This window comes from Bradyrhizobium sp. DOA1 (assembly GCF_001593325.1).
Taxonomy (GTDB): Bacteria; Pseudomonadota; Alphaproteobacteria; order Rhizobiales; family Xanthobacteraceae; genus Bradyrhizobium.
On sequence record NZ_JXJM01000001.1, the window covers coordinates 5,529,798 to 5,548,686 of the forward strand.

The 18,889-nt window shown below is 60.3% G+C and carries 16 protein-coding genes and 1 pseudogene; 4 read left to right on the plus strand and 13 right to left on the minus strand.

Translation table 11 applies throughout. The features are described from left to right. Positions 1-8 precede the first annotated feature (8 nt). The 9 genes from mqo to SE91_RS25795 form a co-directional block, all read right to left on the minus strand. A complete protein-coding gene (gene mqo / locus SE91_RS25750) occupies positions 9-1,589 on the minus strand; it encodes a malate dehydrogenase (quinone) (protein ID WP_283806318.1) in 1,581 nt (526 codons plus the stop codon). Then, complete coding sequence (locus SE91_RS25755) at positions 1,586-1,990, minus strand: cupin domain-containing protein (protein WP_061849603.1); 405 nt, start codon at positions 1,988-1,990, stop codon at positions 1,586-1,588. Before SE91_RS25755 ends, mqo begins: the two co-directional genes overlap by 4 nt. Before the next feature lie 13 nt (positions 1,991-2,003). Next, entirely contained in the window at positions 2,004-3,440 is a 1,437-nt protein-coding gene (gene fumC, locus SE91_RS25760; RefSeq protein ID WP_061849604.1) for a class II fumarate hydratase, read from the minus strand. A 177-nt stretch (positions 3,441-3,617) separates the two neighbouring features. Continuing rightward, the gene (locus SE91_RS25765; protein ID WP_061849605.1) at positions 3,618-4,286 is read right to left on the minus strand and encodes a YoaK family protein; all 669 of its coding nucleotides are present in this window, start codon (positions 4,284-4,286) and stop codon (positions 3,618-3,620) included. 17 nt (positions 4,287-4,303) lie between these two features. Then, the gene (gene fdhD / locus SE91_RS25770; RefSeq protein WP_061849606.1) at positions 4,304-5,140 is read right to left on the minus strand and encodes a formate dehydrogenase accessory sulfurtransferase FdhD; all 837 of its coding nucleotides are present in this window, start codon (positions 5,138-5,140) and stop codon (positions 4,304-4,306) included. Positions 5,141-5,374: 234 nt separating this feature from the next. After that, the gene (locus SE91_RS25780) at positions 5,375-5,998 is read right to left on the minus strand and encodes a sensor histidine kinase family protein (protein ID WP_061849608.1); all 624 of its coding nucleotides are present in this window, start codon (positions 5,996-5,998) and stop codon (positions 5,375-5,377) included. A gap of 38 nt (positions 5,999-6,036) precedes the next feature. Beyond that, positions 6,037-6,537 carry a Dps family protein gene (locus SE91_RS25785; protein WP_061849609.1) on the minus strand — a complete coding sequence of 167 codons (501 nt, stop codon included), beginning with the start codon at positions 6,535-6,537 and terminating at the stop codon, positions 6,037-6,039. Positions 6,538-6,593: 56 nt separating this feature from the next. Then, positions 6,594-7,157: a cytochrome b gene (locus SE91_RS25790; RefSeq protein ID WP_061849610.1), complete on the minus strand. Its 564-nt coding sequence runs from the start codon at positions 7,155-7,157 to the stop codon at positions 6,594-6,596. After that, positions 7,154-8,206 carry a catalase family peroxidase gene (locus tag SE91_RS25795; protein ID WP_061849611.1) on the minus strand — a complete coding sequence of 351 codons (1,053 nt, stop codon included), beginning with the start codon at positions 8,204-8,206 and terminating at the stop codon, positions 7,154-7,156. Before SE91_RS25795 ends, SE91_RS25790 begins: the two co-directional genes overlap by 4 nt. Positions 8,207-8,571: 365 nt before the next feature. Here SE91_RS25795 and SE91_RS25800 point away from each other — a divergent pair, with 365 nt between their 5' ends. The 4 genes from SE91_RS25800 to SE91_RS25815 all read left to right on the plus strand — a co-directional run bounded on the left by SE91_RS25800 (position 8,572) and on the right by SE91_RS25815 (position 13,168). Beyond that, positions 8,572-9,450, plus strand: coding sequence for an SDR family NAD(P)-dependent oxidoreductase (locus SE91_RS25800; RefSeq protein ID WP_061849612.1), 879 nt, complete (start codon positions 8,572-8,574; stop codon positions 9,448-9,450). Between the two features lie 237 nt (positions 9,451-9,687). Continuing rightward, entirely contained in the window at positions 9,688-10,419 is a 732-nt protein-coding gene (locus SE91_RS25805) for a winged helix-turn-helix domain-containing protein (protein ID WP_061849613.1), read from the plus strand. 79 nt (positions 10,420-10,498) lie between these two features. Further along, a complete protein-coding gene (locus SE91_RS36510) occupies positions 10,499-11,050 on the plus strand; it encodes a hypothetical protein (protein WP_156489786.1) in 552 nt (183 codons plus the stop codon). Between the two features lie 1,104 nt (positions 11,051-12,154). After that, positions 12,155-13,168 carry an IS3 family transposase gene (locus SE91_RS25815; RefSeq protein WP_082813804.1) on the plus strand — a complete coding sequence of 338 codons (1,014 nt, stop codon included), beginning with the start codon at positions 12,155-12,157 and terminating at the stop codon, positions 13,166-13,168. 205 nt (positions 13,169-13,373) lie between these two features. Here SE91_RS25815 and SE91_RS36515 read toward each other — a convergent pair. The 4 genes and pseudogenes from SE91_RS36515 to SE91_RS25830 all read right to left on the minus strand — a co-directional run. After that, positions 13,374-13,513: pseudogene (locus SE91_RS36515) on the minus strand (IS3 family transposase); the annotation flags it as partial. Between the two features lie 1,192 nt (positions 13,514-14,705). Beyond that, entirely contained in the window at positions 14,706-16,481 is a 1,776-nt protein-coding gene (locus tag SE91_RS25820) for an oleate hydratase (RefSeq protein WP_061849615.1), read from the minus strand. A 36-nt stretch (positions 16,482-16,517) separates the two neighbouring features. Then, positions 16,518-17,279, minus strand: coding sequence for a glucose 1-dehydrogenase (locus SE91_RS25825; RefSeq protein ID WP_061849616.1), 762 nt, complete (start codon positions 17,277-17,279; stop codon positions 16,518-16,520). Between the two features lie 740 nt (positions 17,280-18,019). After that, complete coding sequence (locus tag SE91_RS25830) at positions 18,020-18,778, minus strand: acetoacetate decarboxylase family protein (RefSeq protein ID WP_061849617.1); 759 nt, start codon at positions 18,776-18,778, stop codon at positions 18,020-18,022. Positions 18,779-18,889: the final 111 nt, after the last annotated feature.

Genomic DNA, 18,889 nt, shown 5'->3' on the forward strand with positions numbered 1-18,889 from the left:
ACTCTCTCTTACGCTCGTTTCGCGGCCGGCGGCGTGCGTGCGGCCGGATGCTGGATGTCGGCGATCTCGAGCACAGCCGCTGTCGCCGAGCGGATCTGGCGGCAGAAATCCGCATTGTCGATCAGCGACACGCCGTAGGACGGGATGATCTTTTTCAGCTTCGGCAGCCAGGCGCTTGCGGTCAGCTCCCCGGCAAAGCACTTCTTCAGCACGCTGATGGCGATGAACGCGGCGGTGGAAGCGCCCGGCGAGGCCCCGAGCAGGGCCACCAACGAGTGATCCTCGGCGCCGACGAGTTCGGTGCCGAATTCGAGCAGTCCGCCCCGCTTGACGTCGGGCTTGATGATCTGGACGCGCTGGCCGGCGACCTGCAGCCGCCAGTCCTTCGGGTCGGCCTTCGGAAAATATTCATCGAGGGCCGCAAGACGGTGGCTCTCGGACTGCAACACCTGTCCGACCAGATACTCCGTGAGATCGAAATTGTCGCGCGCCACCGAGAGCAACGGCTTGACGTTGGCAGGACGGATGGACTCGAACAGATCCAGCAGCGAGCCATGCTTGAGAAACTTGCTTGAGAAGCCGGCATAGGGCCCGAACAACAGCGAGCGCTGTCCGCCGATCACGCGCGTGTCGAGATGCGGCACCGACATCGGCGGCGAGCCGACCGCGGCCTTGCCGTAGACCTTGGCGTGGTGACGCTCGTTGATATCAGGGTCGTCGCAGCGCAGCCAGATCCCGCTGACGGGAAATCCGCCATAGCCGCGCCCCTCCGCGATGCCTGTTTTCTCCAGCAGCGGCAGCGCACCGCCGCCGGCGCCGATGAAGACGAACTTTGTACGGACCGACCGCGTCTCGCCGCTTTCGGTGTCGCGCACCTCGACCCGCCAGCGGCCGCCCTGCTCGCGGACGAGATTGGTGACGCAGCTCTTGTAGTGCACGGCGCAGCCGGGCTGGCTGACGAGATGGCCAACCAGCAGATGCGTCAGCGCTCCGTAATCGACGTCGGTGCCGGAAACGATGCGCGTTGCCGCAACCGGTTCATCGCCGCTCCGGCCGTCCATCACCAGCGGCGCCCATTCGGCGATCTGCCGGGGATCCTCGGTATGCTCCATGCCCTCATAGCAATGATGGGCCGACATCGCCGCGAACCGCTTCCGCAGGAACGCGACATTCTCCGCGCCATGCACGAAGCTCATATGCGGCACCGGATGGATGAAGGGCCGCGGATCGGAGATCGCGCCCTTCTCGATCAGGTAGGACCAGAACTGCCGGGACAGGTCGAACTCGACATTGACCTCGAGCGCCTTGGAGATGTCGACGGTGCCGTCGGGTCGTTCCGGCGTGTAGTTCATCTCGCAATTTGCAGCGTGCCCGGTGCCGGCATTATTCCAGGAGTCCGAACTTTCCAGCGCGCAATCGTCGAGCACTTCGAGCATCTGAATCGTAAGAGACGGCTCCAGCTCCTTGAGCAGGACCCCGAGTGTGGAGCTCATGATGCCTGCACCGATGAGCACGACGTCGGTTTCGTAATCGGAAGTCACTTGCATGGCATTTCTCTTCGTTGAATGTTGTTGTTCGGATTGCCTCAGGCCCGCGCCGATTGCCGCGCCTTGGCGCGGAACGGCACCTCGGCTCCCGGTCGCAGCACCACATAGGCGCGGCGCCAGGACGAATCGTCCGTCAGTTTCCAGCTGTGCCCCGATCCCGCGGTGTCCTCGGCAAGCAGGATGTTGCCAGGATGGATCAGGAAGTGATGTCCGTCCCGCGTCTGGAAATCGAGCGTACCGCTCAGCGTGATCACCAGTTGGCGGGTCGGCGCGGTGTGCCAGGAAAACGCGCCGCCCGACTCGGTTTCCTGAAAGGACACGCTGACGGCATCGACCTTGTCGGTGAGAAAGTCACCGCGCTGGCCGGGCGCGAGCTCGATGACGCCTTCCTCGAAATGCGAATTGCCGTCCCCTCCGGTCCATAAACGTACACAACGGATCATCGCTTCTCTCCTTTCAGCCGGCCTTTGCGCCGATTGCGTGTGGCGCCTCGATCGCGGCCACATAGGGTTTGACCATCTTGGCGGGATCCACGATGCGGTCGAACTCCGCCGCGGTTACGAAACCGAGCTCGAGCGCCGCCGACTTCAGCGTGAGATCGTTGTCCATGGCGTAATGTGCGATCCTCGACGCCTTGTCGTAGCCGATCACCGGAGCCAGCGCGGTCACGAGCATCAGCGACCTCTCGACATACTCCTTGATCCTCTTGCGATTCGGCTCGGTGCCTTCGACCAGGAACTTGCGGAAGTTCGTGCAGCCGTCGGTGAGGATGGTGACGGACTGCGTGATGTTGTGGATGATCAGTGGCTTGTAGACATTCATCTCGAGATAGCCGCCGGCACCGCCGAACCCGACAGCAACGTCGTTCGCCATCACCTGCACGGCGATCATCGTCAGCGCTTCGGCCTGCGTCGGATTGACTTTGCCCGGCATGATCGAGGAGCCGGGCTCGTTCTCCGGTATCAGCAGCTCGGCAAAACCCGCGCGAGGACCGCAGGACATCAGGCGGATGTCGTTGGCGATCTTGTAGAGCGATCCGCCGAGCGTACGGAGCGTGCCGGAGAGCTGCACCAACGCATCATGTGCGCCCTGCACGGCGAACTTGTTCGGCGCGCTGACGAATGGCAGCCCTGTCAGCCGCGCGATCTCGGCAGCAGCGGCTTCGGCGAAGCCCGGTGCCGAATTGATTCCGGTGCCGACGGCCGTGCCGCCCAGCGCGAGGCTGAGTACGCCCTTGAGCGCGTCGTCGATGCGCGCCAGATCGTCGGCGAGCATGCCGGCATAGCCGGACCATTCCTGCCCCAACGTCAGCGGTGTCGCATCCTGCATGTGGGTCCGGCCGATCTTGACGATATCTCCCCACTGGCTCGATTTCGCCGCGATCGCGTCATGCAACGCCGCGAGGGCCGGCACGAGACGCTGGGTCACGTTCATGGCAGCCGCGATGTACATCGCCGACGGAAAACTGTCGTTCGACGATTGCGACATGTTGACGTGATCGTTCGGATGAACCGGACGCTTGCTCCCGAGCGGCGTGCCGGCAAGCTGGCAACAGCGGTTCGAGATCACCTCGTTCACGTTCATGTTGAACTGAGTTCCGCTGCCCGTCATCCAGACGTGAAGCGGAAACATGTCGTGATGCTGACCCGCGAGGATCTCGTCGCAGACGTGGACGATCAACTTGTGGAGCTTGCCGTCGAGACGGCCGCCGGTGCAATTGGCATTCGCCGCTGCTTTCTTCAGGATCGCATAGGACTGGATCATTTCGCGCGGCATCAGGTCCTTGCCGATGCTGAAGTGTTCGAGCGAACGCTGGGTCTGCGCACCCCAGAGCCTGTCCGCAGGAACTTCGACTTCACCAAGACTGTCTGTCTCTTTGCGGAGGTCGTTCATCCTTGCCTCTCGTTGCAGTTGACGTTGCAATGGCCTTCCGGCTCTGCTCAGGAGACTACGGAGCGCGCCGCTCGCCTGCTTCCGTGAACGAACGCCATTTTCTCGAATGGCATGGTGGACGCTTCGAGGCTCAGCGCACGAACTCGCATTGCGCGCCGATGATCTTGAGCGAACAGCTCAGCTTCGGCGCAGCCGGCGGCACAGCCAGAGCACGCACGCCGACGATGTGATCGGCAGCGCAATGGCCCACGCGCCCATCCACTTCGTTGCGCAACAGCCGAGGGCAGCTCCCATCAAGAACATCAGGCAGAGCAGAAACATGATCCAGGTGCCGCGCGCGGCGCCACGATCTGACCCCGCAACGGATTGGTCGATGGCGCGGAGCATGTTGCCCGTGACGGTGACGGTGAGAAATTGCCAGCGCTCGACCTGCCTGAAACTGGCCGACCGCAGCGCTATGCCGAAGGAGATCGCGGGTATGGCGATCATCTCCGGGATTCGATGGAGCAGCAGCATCACGACCGTAAGGCAGACGATCTCTCCGACGAGGCAGCGTAGCGGCGACCGGATGCGAATCGCCAGCGAGGCACCGAGCAGAAACGCGACGATCGGAAGGAGATGGTGGACCGCCTGCCGCCACTGTCCTGACATGGCGTCGATGCCGAGGAAGGCGACATTGCCGGTTTGCGAGCTTGCAAACACGCCGCCGAGCGAAAGCCAGGTAAAGACGTCGAGAAAGCCACCCGACAGGGTCAGGAGACAGGCGACGAGCAGCGATCGCTCGGGAGCATCGACGCCGGTCCGCATCTCGGTGGCGGACCCTGAAGATAGGGCGTGCATCGCCATGTCGCGCAGCCGTAAGGTCAGGCGTCAGCGCGCGGTGCGGCGTCTTCGGGCAGCAGAACGCGGCGGGTGTGCGTGAATACGCCGTATCCGTCATCGCGGGCGATCGCGAGCAGGGTGATTCCCGCCTCCTCCGCGGTCCGGATGGCGAGTGCAGTCGGAGCAGACATGGCCACGAGGACCGGTGCGCCGATCATCGCCGCCTTCTGTACCATCTCGACCGATACGCGACTGGTCAGCAGCACGACGCCATCCTCCGCCGATCGTCCCTCGAGGGCCATCGCACCCGCGAGCTTGTCGAGCGCGTTGTGACGGCCGACATCCTCCCGTACAGGACCGATGCCGATGCGGGGATGCCAGAATGCGGCCGCATGGACGGACCGCGTCTGCTGGTTCAGGACCTGGAGCGGCGACAGCGCCTGCATGGCGCCGAGCAAGTCCCGTGCGTGAAAGGCGGTGCTGCGGCCGGCGACCTGCGACGGTGCGCGGCACGCCTGTTCGAGGCTCTCGATGCCGCACAGCCCGCATCCGACGGGTCCGCTAATGGCGCGGCGCCGGGCCGCCAGGGACGCCGCGCGGTCGCCCTCGAGCCACATCCGAACCTCGACACCCAGCTCGTTCGGGACCAGCTCGATGCTGCTGATCTCGCTCATGCGCTCGACGATGGCCTCGGTGAGGCTGAAGCCGATACCGAAATCCTCGAGATCGCTCGGAGTGCCCATCATTATCGCATGGGCCGATCCGTTATAGGTGAGCGCAATCGCGATCTCTTCGGCGATCAGGCGCGAGGTCGACCGCGTTTGACCGCCGCGCCAGGCAATCTCTCGATGCCGGGTGAACGTCGAAGCCGTCATCATGCCTCACACCGTCGCCGGCTGGGCAGCCCAACGGGACGTGGTGATCGCATGGATGGTCCTTCGTGGCGAGGCCTTCGCATTCGACACATCTCTCATGGCTTGCCCCTCTTTTCGGTCGCCGGTCATGAATTGGATCAAGCCTATCGAGAGCCTCCGCTCGCCATCTTTCGAAGACGCCGCGATATTGTTTCATCTGCACGATTGGAAACGCCGTTGGTACCGATAACGTCCAGGCTAACGCGGAACGCTCACCATGATTCTGCGGCCATCGGAATCGGCGCAGATGTCGATCGTTCCCTGGAGACGCGCGGCGAGCATCTCGACGAGATCGCGGGTTTCTCCGCGGTACCAGTCTTCGCCGGACGTGCCGCCGTCGGTCATACAGCAGACGATCGACGTCGCGGTCCCCCACATTTCGAGATGAATTATACCCGTGCCGCTGCGGGACAGGCAGCGCGCAAGACCCGTGATAAGCTCGAAGACGATCACGCCCAGCAGCCAGCACTGCTCGGAGTTCACCTTCAGCGGGTGCAACAGAAGCGAAAGCGTGATTCCCTCGCTTTCGAGGCTTGCGCGGCTGATCGACCGGCACAAGAGCCGGAGATAGGCCGCCAGATCGACGATCGTGGTGAACTCGGGCATTTGCAGCGCGTGGTGAAGCCGCGCGTGGTTTGCCAGCCTGTCCCGCACGGAAGCGAGGGTTATCCTCGCGTCCGCAGCGTCGCAACGATCGGTGGCTTTCGAAACCAGGTCGATCGCCGAAGCGAGCTCGTCATCGATCCGAGACGCGAGCTCGCGCAGCAACAGGCGCTCCGCCTTCGTGCTGCCATCCGGCGGGAGTTCCGAGAGGCTGTTCATCCTTCACCCGCTTCCCGGCCGAACGGCATATCTTGCGCTTACGACTTCGGACCGGTGCGGCCGGTCTCGTACAGGAACCAGATTCGCCGCTCCGTCTCGTCGATCCAGTTTTCCAGGAGGCTTGCGGTGGCGACGTCGGCGTATTCGTCGCAGAGCTCGTGAACCCGGCGCATCTCCCGCGTCAGCTGCTGGTTGTCGCTGCGCAGCTCGGCGAGCATGTCCTGCGGATCGACATAGTCGGCGTCGTTGTCGAGAATGCGCTGCTCGCGGGCGATGTGGCCGATCGAGCGCAGGGTAGTGCCGCCGATCTTGCGGGCCCGTTCGGCGATGTCGTCGGTCATCGCGAAGATCTGCCCGGCCTGCTCGTCGAGCAGCAGGTGGTAATCGCGAAAGTGGCGGCCGGATACGTGCCAGTGGAAGTTCTTTGTCTTCAGATAAAGTGCGAAGACGTCGGCGAGCAACGCTCTCAGCGCGGCTGGAACGTCCCGGTTCGCATTGGCGCCGAGATCGGTCGGCGTCTGGAGCTCTGCTTTTGTCATCGTTGGCATCCTTACTTGGAGGTTGGAAAATTTTGGTCGCGGCGCGACCCGAGAGGTCATTTGCCGGTTGTGGTTCTGTTTCGTACGCGCGCAAGCGATATCGTCTCGAACACGCCGTCGCGCCGAACCCATGCATGGAACAGCCCCGCCGCGAGATGCAGCAACACGAGAGCGAAGAATGCGAAGCCCAGATAGACATGGGCGTTCCAGAGCAGCGTGTGCCCGCGGTCGCTCTGCGGCAGCAGCGCAGGAATTTCGACGCCGCCATAGAGAACGACCGGGTAGGACGCTGCCCAGAGCATGCCGAGGCCGAGCAACGGCATGATGATCATGAACCCATACAGCAGAAGATGCGACGATCTTGCACCCAATTTCATGGCTCTCGGAAGATCATCCGGCAATGATGGTGCGCCGTAATACAGCCGGAGCGCCAGCCTGATCAGAACGAGAGCCAGCAAGATGACGCCGAGCGTCTTGTGGATCAGGATCAGCGGGAGATATTTTGGCGCGACGGTCGAGACCATGCCGGCGCCGATGAAGAGCATGGCGAGAATGCAGGCCGCCATCAGCCAGTGCAGGAGCCGCTGGGCCAGCGTGAAACGGTGAGGAACGTCGGTCATGGCTTTGCGGCTCCCGTGCGCGGATAGTCCTTGGCCTCGGCGGCACGCAGATCGAAGGACTTGCGGTACACCGATGAGCGCGCGGCCGGGAACGGATCGTCGGACACCCGGATTCCCTCGGGCAGGACGGTCGGATCGAAGTTGATGTCGCGGCATGGTCCATCGCGCTCCGGTTCGATCCGTTGCACGATCAGCGTTCCGACCTCCACCTTGCGGCGGGTCTCCGGCCAGGCTTTGCTCGGGTCTGCAGTCGGATCACCGGGATCGGCAACAATCGTGACCATGGTCCATCGCAGCGGACCGGTTGTCCGGACACGCTCCGCGATCTCCTGCTCGAGATAATCCGGGCCGCGCTTTTCGAGGTCAGCTTGCGAGATCGGGACGGGTTGTGCTGCGGGCAGCAGCGACCATCGCACCGCGTGATCGCCGCCCTTCGCGTCCGTGAAAATGAAGCTGTTGAGGCCATGATAAGCCTCTTCCGCATAGCTGCCGGTCCATGGCGCCGTCTTGGCCCAGGCTGCAAAATGGCCGAACTCCGGATTTGCCTGAATGAACGTCTTCATCGCGTCCGGATCCTTCTTGCCGGACGCGATCAGCAGGTCGTGAAAGGCTTGGGGCGTCGAGACCGCGAAAAATGGCGGGTTGATCATCGCCATCCGCCAGACTTCGCCATCTGCCGTGACCTGAAGACCGAGGCCGCGCACGCGCACGGTCGCATCCACCGCGTTCGGATTGGGCGTGCCGAGATTGAAACGGCCCAGAGCCGGATATCGCCCTTGCATGAAGACCTTGGCCCGGGAGAGTTCCACGCCGTTTCCGTTGGCCTCGAACGTGCCGGTGAAGCAGATCCCCTTGGCGTGATTACGGCGGCGGCCAAGCGGCGGTCCACTTGGGGGCGTCAGCGCCTCGATCATCCGTTCCGGCGTCAGGCGTCCGGGAGAGAGCCATCCTGCAGTGTACGCGAACGCCGCTGCGCCACCGCCCACGATCGCCGCAATCAAAACGAGCGGTCCGAGGCTCGACCGCGGTAGTTTGCCTGGCAGATTCATTCAGTCTCCTTGCGAGCCGCAAACCGCCCCGGGGCGATCGGAGCGGCACCGCCGCATTGTCGAGTAACGAGAAGGTGTTCTAGCTGTGTGCTGCGGCCCCGATCTTCTCAAACTCAACGCCAATTTCGCGAAGGCACGTCTGGTTCTGTTGGCGCAGTCGAGCAGGACACCCTCCACCCTCGTTCGGGCGTTCTGGAAATATTTCGTGCTTTATGAAAATTGCCCGTAACGCGCGAAAGACCGGCCCCGCGCCTGGCCCTAAGTCAGATGTTCTTCGCGCATCGGTCGCAACGCTCGCCTGGCGACGGTCGCGTCGCGGCTGTGCTGTCAATCTTCGCGAAGGCTGCAATGCGATTGGGGATTCAATGAGCAAAGTGATCGTCGTCACGGGAGCCGCAAACAATATCGGCCGAAACACCTGCGAGGAACTGGCGCAGGCGGGACACACGGTCTACGTTTCGATGCGGGAAGCGGGCGACCAACGCGCACATGGCCTCGGCAAGGCCCGAAAGGCCGCTGAGCTTCGCGCCATCGAGTTCGATGTCTCCTCGGAAGCCTCCGTGAACGCGGCCATCGAAGCCATCGTCGCCGAGCACGATCGCCTCGACGTGATCGTGCACAATGCGAGACAGGTCCTCTATGGGCCGACGGAAGCCTTCACGCCGGAGCAACTCGCCGAACTCTACGATATCAACGTGCTGAGCGCGCAACGCCTCAATCGGGCGGCATTGCCGCAATTGCGCAAGCAAGGCCAAGGCCTGCTGATATGGATCACGTCGAGTTGCGCACGTGGCGGGTCGGTGCCTTTCCTCGGTGCCTATGCGTCGTCGAAGGCGGCGATGGATGCGCTCGCGCTCGGCTATGCCGGCGAACTCGCGCGATGGGGGATCGAGACGAGTATCGTCGTCCCCAGCGCTCTCGGGCCCGGCCACTACGTCCGCTCCGGCCGGCCGACGGACACCGTTCGCGCCGAGGAATATGCCGACGGACCGACCGCCGATGTGACCGAGACCGCGCTCGCAGGATTGGCGCAGCTTTCGCCCAGAGACCGTGCCGAGCAAGACGTCGCGAAGGCCGTCGCCGACGTCGTGAGCATGCCGTTCGGACAGCGGCCGTTGAGGGTCCATATCGGACCCGATGACGATGGTGCGGCGGCCGTCGCTGCGGTCGCCGACCGCGCGCGCGCCGAAATGCTGCGCCGGATCGGGCTGGAGGACGTGCTCTCGCCGGTGATCATCGGCTAGGACCGGACGCCGTTGAGTGACATATCGCCGCATCAAAGGCTGAAAGTGCGAAAGCGCCAGAGGCGAACGTGACATGCGCCGTATGGCGGCCATTCTTTACCTCGATATGACCCCGATGTTAGTTTCGAACCTGCCACGACGTCCATAAGTCCTGGTGGACTCCCAAGTTCTGGAATGCGAGTCGTTTGTCGGGTTGAAATCCCTAGAATGGCCTCCCGCTGGCAAAGCATAAATTGCATGGCCGCTGCCGGCTCCTCTGTCCAAGAGGGGGCTGCTCGGGAGATTTTCGTCTTCGGCCCGTTTCGCCTCGACGCCGAGCAGCGGCGGATCGAGAGGAATGGCGAGCAGGTCCAGCTGTCGGCTCGGGCCCTCGACATCCTGCTCACGCTGATCCGGCGCGCAGGAACGGTCGTCAGCAAAAGCGATCTGATGGCCAGTGCATGGCCCGATTCCAGCGCCGACGAGAACAGCCTGCGTGTTCACATCGCAGCGCTTCGCAAGGCGCTCGGAGACGGCAACGCCGGGGTCCGATATCTGACCACCGTCTCCGGCCAAGGCTATTGCTTCGTCGGGTCAATTTCCAGGACCGACCAGGCACAGCCGGAGCCGTCCAGTCCCCCTTACGTCCACAACCTGCCGGCACATCCCCGGCAGATGGTGGGGCGCGAGCAAACCATCCGGGAGATATCCGAACGACTGAGGGGTCAGCGTTTCGTCACCGTCGTCGGCCCGGGCGGCATCGGCAAGACGACGGCGGTCATTTCGGTCGGCTATGCCATGCTCGCCGAGTTTGCAGGCCAGGTCCACTTCGTTAGTCTCGGCGAGACTTGCGATGCCGCGCTTGTACCGGCCGTCGCTGCGGCTTCACTCGGGCTGCCGGCACGATCGACCGATCCCTCGGCAGGACTTGCGGCTCTCCTGCGCGGAAGGCGCATGCTGCTCATTCTGGATTGCTGCGAGCATGTTTAGCGAACAGGTACTGCTGGTTTTCGTTTGGCTTGTTAGCACAAACTCGTTGAGGTAAGCGGCGACCTTATGCGCCATTGCATTGTATTCGTACTTCTTAAACAGGAGCTTTACGCTGCAACCACGATACTGCTTTAGCTTTGGCATTACGGGAAAATGGGACATAAACCTCGCCCATAATGGCTATCTTGGCGACGGAAGCAACGCGAGCGCCGGAGCGCTTTCACCGAACACGCACCTACCTGGATTGGTAGCCGCCGAATCCAACCATTACAGTGCGTCGACACCGAACGAGGCGCAGTGTGCAAAGAGCGGCCTGCTCATCGCCCGTCAGACCGGTAAGCGCGTCCCAGAGATCGGCTTTGTCCTTGGGCAGACGCTCCGCCCAGATCGTGTGGCGCGCCTCGGTCGCCTTGGCCACCAGCGTGCCCATCGGCCCCTGCGCCTGCACCGAAAGCTGACGCTGCGCACGGAGACCTCCATCGCCGCCCCCCTGGGAGAAATAGCGGGAGAGACATCGAGGCAGCATTTGTGCAGCACGGCCTGGAAAGCCACCGAAGGCGTGTTCGAAAGCCTTTCGCGCAGCGCCATATCTAGACTGTCGAAGCGCGCGTTTCGCGCGATTGAAGATTAGATTGCGCTGCAGGACCGGGATCTAATCCACCGGGGCGCAGCATGCGCACGCGACCAACCGTGGACATCAAGTTTTTCCGGCCAGAAGGTCCGACCCCACCGAAAACGTCGGTCTCGAAGATCCGCCTTGCTCTTCCACGCCAATGGAAGGGATTCGCCAATTTAGTGATGCGGCAACCCAACAAGCGCGGTCAGTACCGAGAGATAGACTTGGTCATCGTGGAGCCGGATAGGCCGATCTTGGTCGATCTCAAACATCCCCCTCGGCCGAATCACCCCGATTGTTTTTCCAAGCCATGCCGCACTTCATGTAAGCCAGCTTATGGCCCTCCGCGCCCAAAGCATAACCGGCGCGGCCGGTCCCGGTGGCAAAGACGTTGGGACTTGCCTTGCAGTTTGTGCTCACAACAAAGCCGGAGGCGGCGAGGCAAGTATTTGTGCCTTCGGAGACGGCAGCACTTGCATCGAGTTCGACGCTACACACCCGGCTGTTGTCTGCCAGTTGTAACCGATCTGCCACCTGCGAGGAATATGGGGTATCGACGGCACCCCCATAGATTGATGGACCGTACGGATTGCTGAAGACGGCTCGACCGTACCCACCGCCGAGTGCCCGCCCATATGGCCTCCGGACCAGTTCCACACCGCCGGTGGCAGCTTCACTTCTTGCTCAGGGAGCGCCACGTTGGCTGTAACCGCTTGCGACAATCGCAATTGTTGGGGCTACCTGAGCAGATCTCCAGATCGCATCAAAGATTGCCCCTACACTCCCCGGTTCGCAGCCGGCGCCCTAAATTATCGCAGCACAGCGCACCGTCGGGGCAGGCCAGACGCTAGCGCGCGACGAGTCCGCCCCGAAGATCACCGCACTGTTATCGGTGAGTGTTGTGGACGGAGCAAGCCGCGTGCCGAACTGAATTCGCAGCCTCTGAAGGCATTTTGTCGTGGCGCGCCGTGTCGAGGTGCCGACATTTCAACTCAGACAATCTGTTAGTCGACAGGAGATCGACGCGGCACTGAAGGTAAAGAACGCGCTGGAAGCCGTGCCCGAGCAGGCGTCAACGCAGCCTCTCAAAGTTATAGCAGCGACAACGACCTTACCCTGATGCGGCGGATCGACGAGTTGTTCACCGGCTGGTCGTTCCTCGGCTCGCGACGAACGACTGTGATGCTGAAAGCTGAGGCGCTTCAGGTCAATCGCAAGCGCGTGCAGCGGTCGATACGCCAGGGTCGCAGCGCTGGACGTCCTAGCGTTGGCAAAGGCTCTACTTATCGACACGGAAAATCTGCTCAGACCACCAGGACCACCTCACTGGGATTGGCCTCACTTTTGCTTACTTTTGGTTCGCTGGCGGGCAGGTCTCAGGTGGAGATTAGAATGTTTGAGTTATCGAAGATAAAAGTACTTGCGCTGCCTTTTGCGGCAATGATTGAGTTATTTCCAGCCTCTGCGAAAGCTCCGATCTGGAGTTCAAGCGATCAATACGGCAATTTTTCCCTTAATGGCTATTCCTGGAACAACGACGTGTATGGTCAAGGTGCTGGGCCTCAAACGATCTCGGTCCATTCGGTCAATCAATGGAGCGTGTGGTCGAACCAACCTGATACCGGCGGCATCAAGAGCTATCCCCACGAGGCTTTCAATGTTGGGAAACCGCTGAGCGCGATCAACAACCTGAGTTCAAGCTTCAATCAGAGCGTCCCGACCAGCGGCAGCTGGAACTTCGCCTACGATATCTGGGACAGCTCAAATGCCTACGAAATAATGCTTTGGACCAATTACACCGGGAATCCCGACGGAAGCGGCGATGTTAAACCCATTTCTTACAAGTATAATTCGTCAGGGACTGCCGCGATCCCAGTCTACACAAGCGTCAATGTGGGCGGAGCGACTTGGAACGTGTTTGAAGGCTGGAACAAACACAAGGTTATCTCGTTCCTGCGTACCTCCAAGACCAACAGCGAGACCGTGGATATCAAGAGTATCCTGCAATGGATAAAGTCGAAAGGATATTTCGGGGACATAGCCGTCGGCAGCGTCCAATACGGCGTTGAGATCACCTCGTCCCCCGGCGGCCAAAGCTTTGACGTCAACCATTGGTCCGTGATCTCAAAGTGACTACTTGGGTCGTTTGCAACAAGGCGGCCCCCTTAGTTGCCTGCCATCTTAATTCGGCTCGGCGTTGGCGTACGGAGTTCAGATTGTCCTCGAGCGCGGCGGCTTTCGGTCTCCTCCTGAGACATCAGAAGCCAGCTCTGCCACACGCAGAGATGATCGAGAGCCGTTGATTGCCGAGGCGGTGGTCAGAATCACTGAGTCAAGCGAAGACGCCCTTGCCGTCCATGCTGATGGCGATCTTCGCTTCCAGCAATCAAGTCGAGGCTGTGAACTGCCCTGATCCGGGTTGAAGATCTCGGGCCTGCCGTGCTTCGTCAACGCCTCCTGGAGCGCTTCGAGTCCGAATTTGCGAAACCACCTCCCACCGCTTAAGTTGAACGTAGTGGCCCCTGTATATAGCTGGCGTCCCGTAGGGCGAAGCGATTTTTGGGTGCCTTTTACGCGGAGCACCACCGCAGCACCGGCCATTTAATCGGATGCTCCAAGCACGAAGTTTGGGGCCGCTCTGTACCCGATTACATAGACGCCAACTCTGACCTCCACGATTAGGTGTACAACCTACAAGTCTGCACAGCAAGCGTCGTGCCACACAGCTTGAGGTCAAACGGGCCAGAGGTTCGTTAAGTTGTGTCCCGCGCCCGCGCAACATGGCGATGCGCGGATGTCGTGTTGCAACATTTGCGCATTAAAGCGAACAAAAACTCGACAAGATTACGACAGCAGGAAGAGGTGCAGAAGCCTAGGGACGCAGTTTGCTTCGCTGGAGTGAGCATCGCCGGGCTTGCAGGGGCGGCGATGCTAAGGGCGGGCTCGGGCTTTTTACACGGCCATTGCGGGTCCGGCCAGTCAACGCGAGGCAACATGGAGCAACAATGCGCGAGTGGCTCGCGCGGCGATTGTGTTCGCGCATGCGCTCGATCACGAAGATCTCAGCCTGTACGAACATGACGGCCGCGAGTACAACAGGATGAGTGTTCGCGTAAACGGGAGCTTAGCAGTTACGACTTCGACAGTGAGTTCCACATCGCCGGTTCACTACCGAGTATATATCGCTCATTTCATCTGGCGCATTGAATCGATTTACTGTTGATCTCCGACCACGATTGCCATGGGTCCGCCCTGCCATCATTTGCCAAGGGTTGGCTAGTTGCGCTTTGGATCCTACATACAGCTTCCTTGGCGTGATCTTCCGCAGGCGTTCGGAGAATGAAACAGACATTGCCGGCGTTCTGCCGATGGAGCAGCGAGAATGTTTGGTAACGATTCGCTAGACGTTGTCCAGTCCTAAGCCTAATCGTGGAGTCCTCCCTCGTCGGGACGCATCGCTACTCACGTTGGGTCGGACAAGAGGATCTGAAGGTAGGCGCTTGACCCTTCGCATTACGCGCGCTCGACTATTGGCGCGATAAAGCAACCCGATGCGAAGCACCAGCTCATGGAATGGCATCTCGGTCGCGTCTTGCCAGAGCCGGTTCTCAAGGCATGCTTGCTCAGTCGGCAGCGCTGCCTTGAACCAGACAATCGACCGTTCCTTTCCTCAATTCTCTCGGCAATCGGAGATCACCTGATGACCCCCAAACAGTCCTCCAAGTCCGGGAGACTCAACCGCCTCCAGCAATAGCTGGCGGAGGAACGCTGGTTCAATCTGCATTTCCTTGCTGTCACGCAGTCGAGCGATAGCGGCAAGTATTCGGCGAACATCGTAGGTCGAGTTGAAGACCTGCGGCACCCCGCGTTCGATGTTGAGAAGGGTGTAGGCGGCCTCCATCGCGGTGCGAACCGAATACTCGGTTGTGAATACACAATCTCGCTCGGCTGACTCGGCAAATTGTCCGATGAACGCGAAATTGGCAGCTCCTTTTGGCACGACATCTGGCCGGTCGCCCGCTTGCCTGGGCATAAAAAGGGAGGTGACATAGGGCATCATGACGGGAACGGTTTTTGCGCCGGTCTCGGCGAGTTGCGGTATCTCGGCAACGGGCACACCAAGGTGATATAGCCATTCCTGCGTAACTTCCGCACCTGTGCAGTCTTGCATCGGCTTCTTTACGAAATCACCGAGCTTGTTGACAAAGAGAGAATAGAGCCAGACGATGATTTGGTCCTTTGACTGATGCTTGAAGTGCGGCTGGCGGTTCACCGTCCAACTGAGCAGCCAACTCGAATCCTTTACCGTAACGATACCGCCAGTGACGACCTTGCCGCTGAATGGATCGCGTTTGGCGATCTTACGAATATACTCTGGGATGCGCGTATCCAAGGTCGTAATGGTCGCAGATTCCCACTTGGTCGCATGGATGTTGCCGCCGAAAACGTCAGGCCGGCCGAACGCCGCGCTCTTTGCCGCGATACGTCGCCAGAGGTCCCATGCTGGAGCAGGACCTTCAATGAGCGTGGCGGGCGTGTGATGGTCGCCGACGTCGGAGTTCTCCGTCAAAGAACCGATTGTCACGAAGACGAGATCGTCGGCGCAAACATCAATTCCGCCGCTGTCACCGTCTCTTTTGTAGTTGATGCGCGTGGCCTGCTTGTATCCAGGCCGGATCTCGAAATCGACGTCGGTGACTTCGACGCCGAATTTAAAGATGACACCCTGCCTGGTTAGCCAGTTGCACAGAGGCAGAACAAGTGATTCAAACTGATTGTACTTGGTAAACTTCAGTGCGCTGAAATCCGGGAGCCCGCCAATGTGATGGATGAATCGATGGAGGTAAAGCTTCATTTCTAGCGCAGAATGCCATTCTTCAAAGGCGAACATTGTGCGCCAGTAAAGCCAGAAGCTGCTGTTCAGAAGGTCCTGCCCGAAGACTTCATCGACGCGTTTCTTCTCCAAGTCTCGAGGGTTAGCAAGAAAGATGGCGATCAACTCTCTTTGCGCATTGCCGGTCAGGCTGAAGAGGCCATCGGTATGGGCATCTTGCCCTCGATTTACTGTCGCTCGTTGTAACGAGTAGTTCGGATCATCCTTGTTCAGCCAATAGAACTCATCGAGCACGCTGGCGTCTTCCACTTCCAGGGATGGGATCGACCTGAACAGATCCCATAAACACTCGAAATGGTCCTCCATTTCCCGGCCACCCCGAATGACGTATCCCTTCTCGCGCTGCTTGGCCCCGTCGAGCGCACCGCCCGGCAGCATCAGCCGTTCGAGAATTGTGATCCGCTTACCGGCCATATGTCCATCGCGAATGAGGAAGGCCGCTCCGGCAAGCGCCGCCAGGCCCGCACCGATGAACCAAGCGGTCTTCTTGTTTGCAGTATCGGGCTTACGGGGACGGGCAAAAGCTTCGTAGTTTCCGCTGCTATAATACATGACATGTTCTCCGATTGGCCGGCACCTCGGTTAATGTCACGAAAACATGTTCTCCAGCGCCGCGCCTTTATGCGGGACCCCGATAGTCAAGCCGCCATCGAGCACAATCTCGGTACCGGTCATGTAACTGGACGCGTCGCTAAGTAGAAACACGATCGCCTGAGACACTTCCACCGGATAGGCTGCCCGGCCCAATGGAATTGGAAAAAGCGCAGGATTCAAGTTCTCACTCATCGCCGTGGTGACGAGCCCAGGATGAACCGAGTTAACGCGCACGCCGGAGGCCGCGCACTCCAGCGCGGCAGACTTGGTGACACCCCGGACACCGAACTTGGAGGCGACATAAGCATGAAGGCCAGGGCTGCCTCGCAGCCCCTCGACCGATGAGACGTTGACGATAGAACCTCCGCCCGCACGTCGAATTGCCGGTAGAGCGGCCTGGATACCGAGAAATACGCCGGTCAAATTAACTGCCAGAGTCCTATTCCATTGATCGAGCGAGAACTGCTCGATAGGAGCCACGCTGGCGATACCGGCATTGTTGACGAGCCCATGTAATGCCCCAAAAGTGCTTACTGCAGCCCCGATCGCCGTTGCCCACGATTTCGGCTCGCTGACATCCTGGTGCACGTAGATCGCGGCATTTCCCAATTCGGACGCGAGAGCCTCTCCGTGTACATCAAGGAGATCGGTGACTACGACGCGAGCGCCTTCCGAAACCAGCAAGCGGGCATGGGCCGCTCCCATCCCTCGCGCTGCGCCAGTCACCAGAATGACTTTTTCGTTCACACATCCCATGACATAGTCCTCGCCCGAGGCTGCGGATCGGCGTCAATGAAATACCTTGTCCCACGGAAAGAGGCGCCGCGCGCGTCCCTTGAACAGTCGCCAAATGCGGCTCTTGGACCGAAGGACAATCATTGTAAATTCTCGAGAGTGACAGATGATGGCGATCGCCGCTGCCCAGCCAGCGAGACCGGTGACATCAAGACGCAGTTGGCTCTGCTCGTCGCAAGACGAATTTACAAACGCACATGACGCTCTCCGACGAAGTAGTTGAAGATGAGCGCTCGTTTCAGCCCGCCATTAGTCGGCTATTGAGCCGGCCAATTCGGATGCCTCTCGATGCTTCCGCCAGAGCCAGTACAGCCTCGAACAGCTTCGGAGTTCTGCCGCCATGTGAGATATCTTCTCATCGCCACTGCTCTTCTCCTAATTGGTACGGCGCTGCCAGCGCTCGTCGGACAAACCAATACGAGCAATGCGCATGCCAGGAGAAGGCAGCTTTTATTATGCGAACTTTGGCTACTACGGCCGACGTGTGACAGCGGTCAAGTCGGCCGTCGCGTCAGATTTCCGACATTATGGGCTGAACCAGCCATTAGTTCAGACGGAGGCAACAAGCCAAGCGCAGCTCAAGCGGGGTCGCCGGATTGCAAGCTGCCTTCCGAACGGAAAGAGGCGATCCCAGCTCCCATCCTCTCAAGCTACCATCATCGGCTTATTAATGGTCCAAGCGTCCTCTCAGCAGAGGCGGTTCACGCGTTCGAAAGAAGATCGACAACCTGCAGCCTGGAATCGGACTCCTCGTACGTTCCAAGCATGATCTCGCGAACGGCCACATTGTGCACGGGATCGATGACTGAGGGCGAGTCGTAAGTTAGCGAAATGGGGCCCGTGAATAGGACTTCTTCGCCCGACTCATCTCGGCGGAACGTTCGGTCTGTGCACCACTTGACGAGCTGTGTCGCAGCTCCTTTCCCGGATTGGGTTATCGGAGGCAAATGCCGAATCGAATAGAAGTTGGTGTGTGCCGAACACATCTGCCGTGCGGCCGCTCTCAGGCGCGAATCCGGTTGAGCAGTGATAGTCAACAGACGCTTGCCTGCCGGACGTTCAAGCGTCCCTTGAACTAAGCCGCCCTCCCGGGTCAAGGCGATGTGTGCAAACTTTTTGGGAGCTCCGAGCCCCTCGCGTCCAGAGGCGAGGGCAGCGTCGTTCGCCGTCACATAGATGTAAGGAATATAGAAGCCGGTCTGCCCGTCAGGATCACGAACTTCGATTCCAGAATATTGCTCCAGATATGGTCCGACGATGCTTGAGCCGTAGCTTGCGATACCTACAACCCCGATTGGTGGATTTGCGGCAGGAATTAGCTGCTTTGGTAATAGGCGTCCCACGTCGCTTGCAATTGTAAAGATGGCTTGAACGGCTTGGCAATTAAGAAACGCGCTGTCATGCTCATCGTCCCCGTGATAAAGGGGCGCATCGAACGGAATACCTCTGATTTCTGTCATTATTTAACCTCCGGTTGAGCGTCCTGCGGGCGCCTGGTGAAGTTCGCGCGCAGGCCACTGATCACGCGCGATAGTGGTTCACGACTGCAGACCCGGATCCCACGTGTTGGG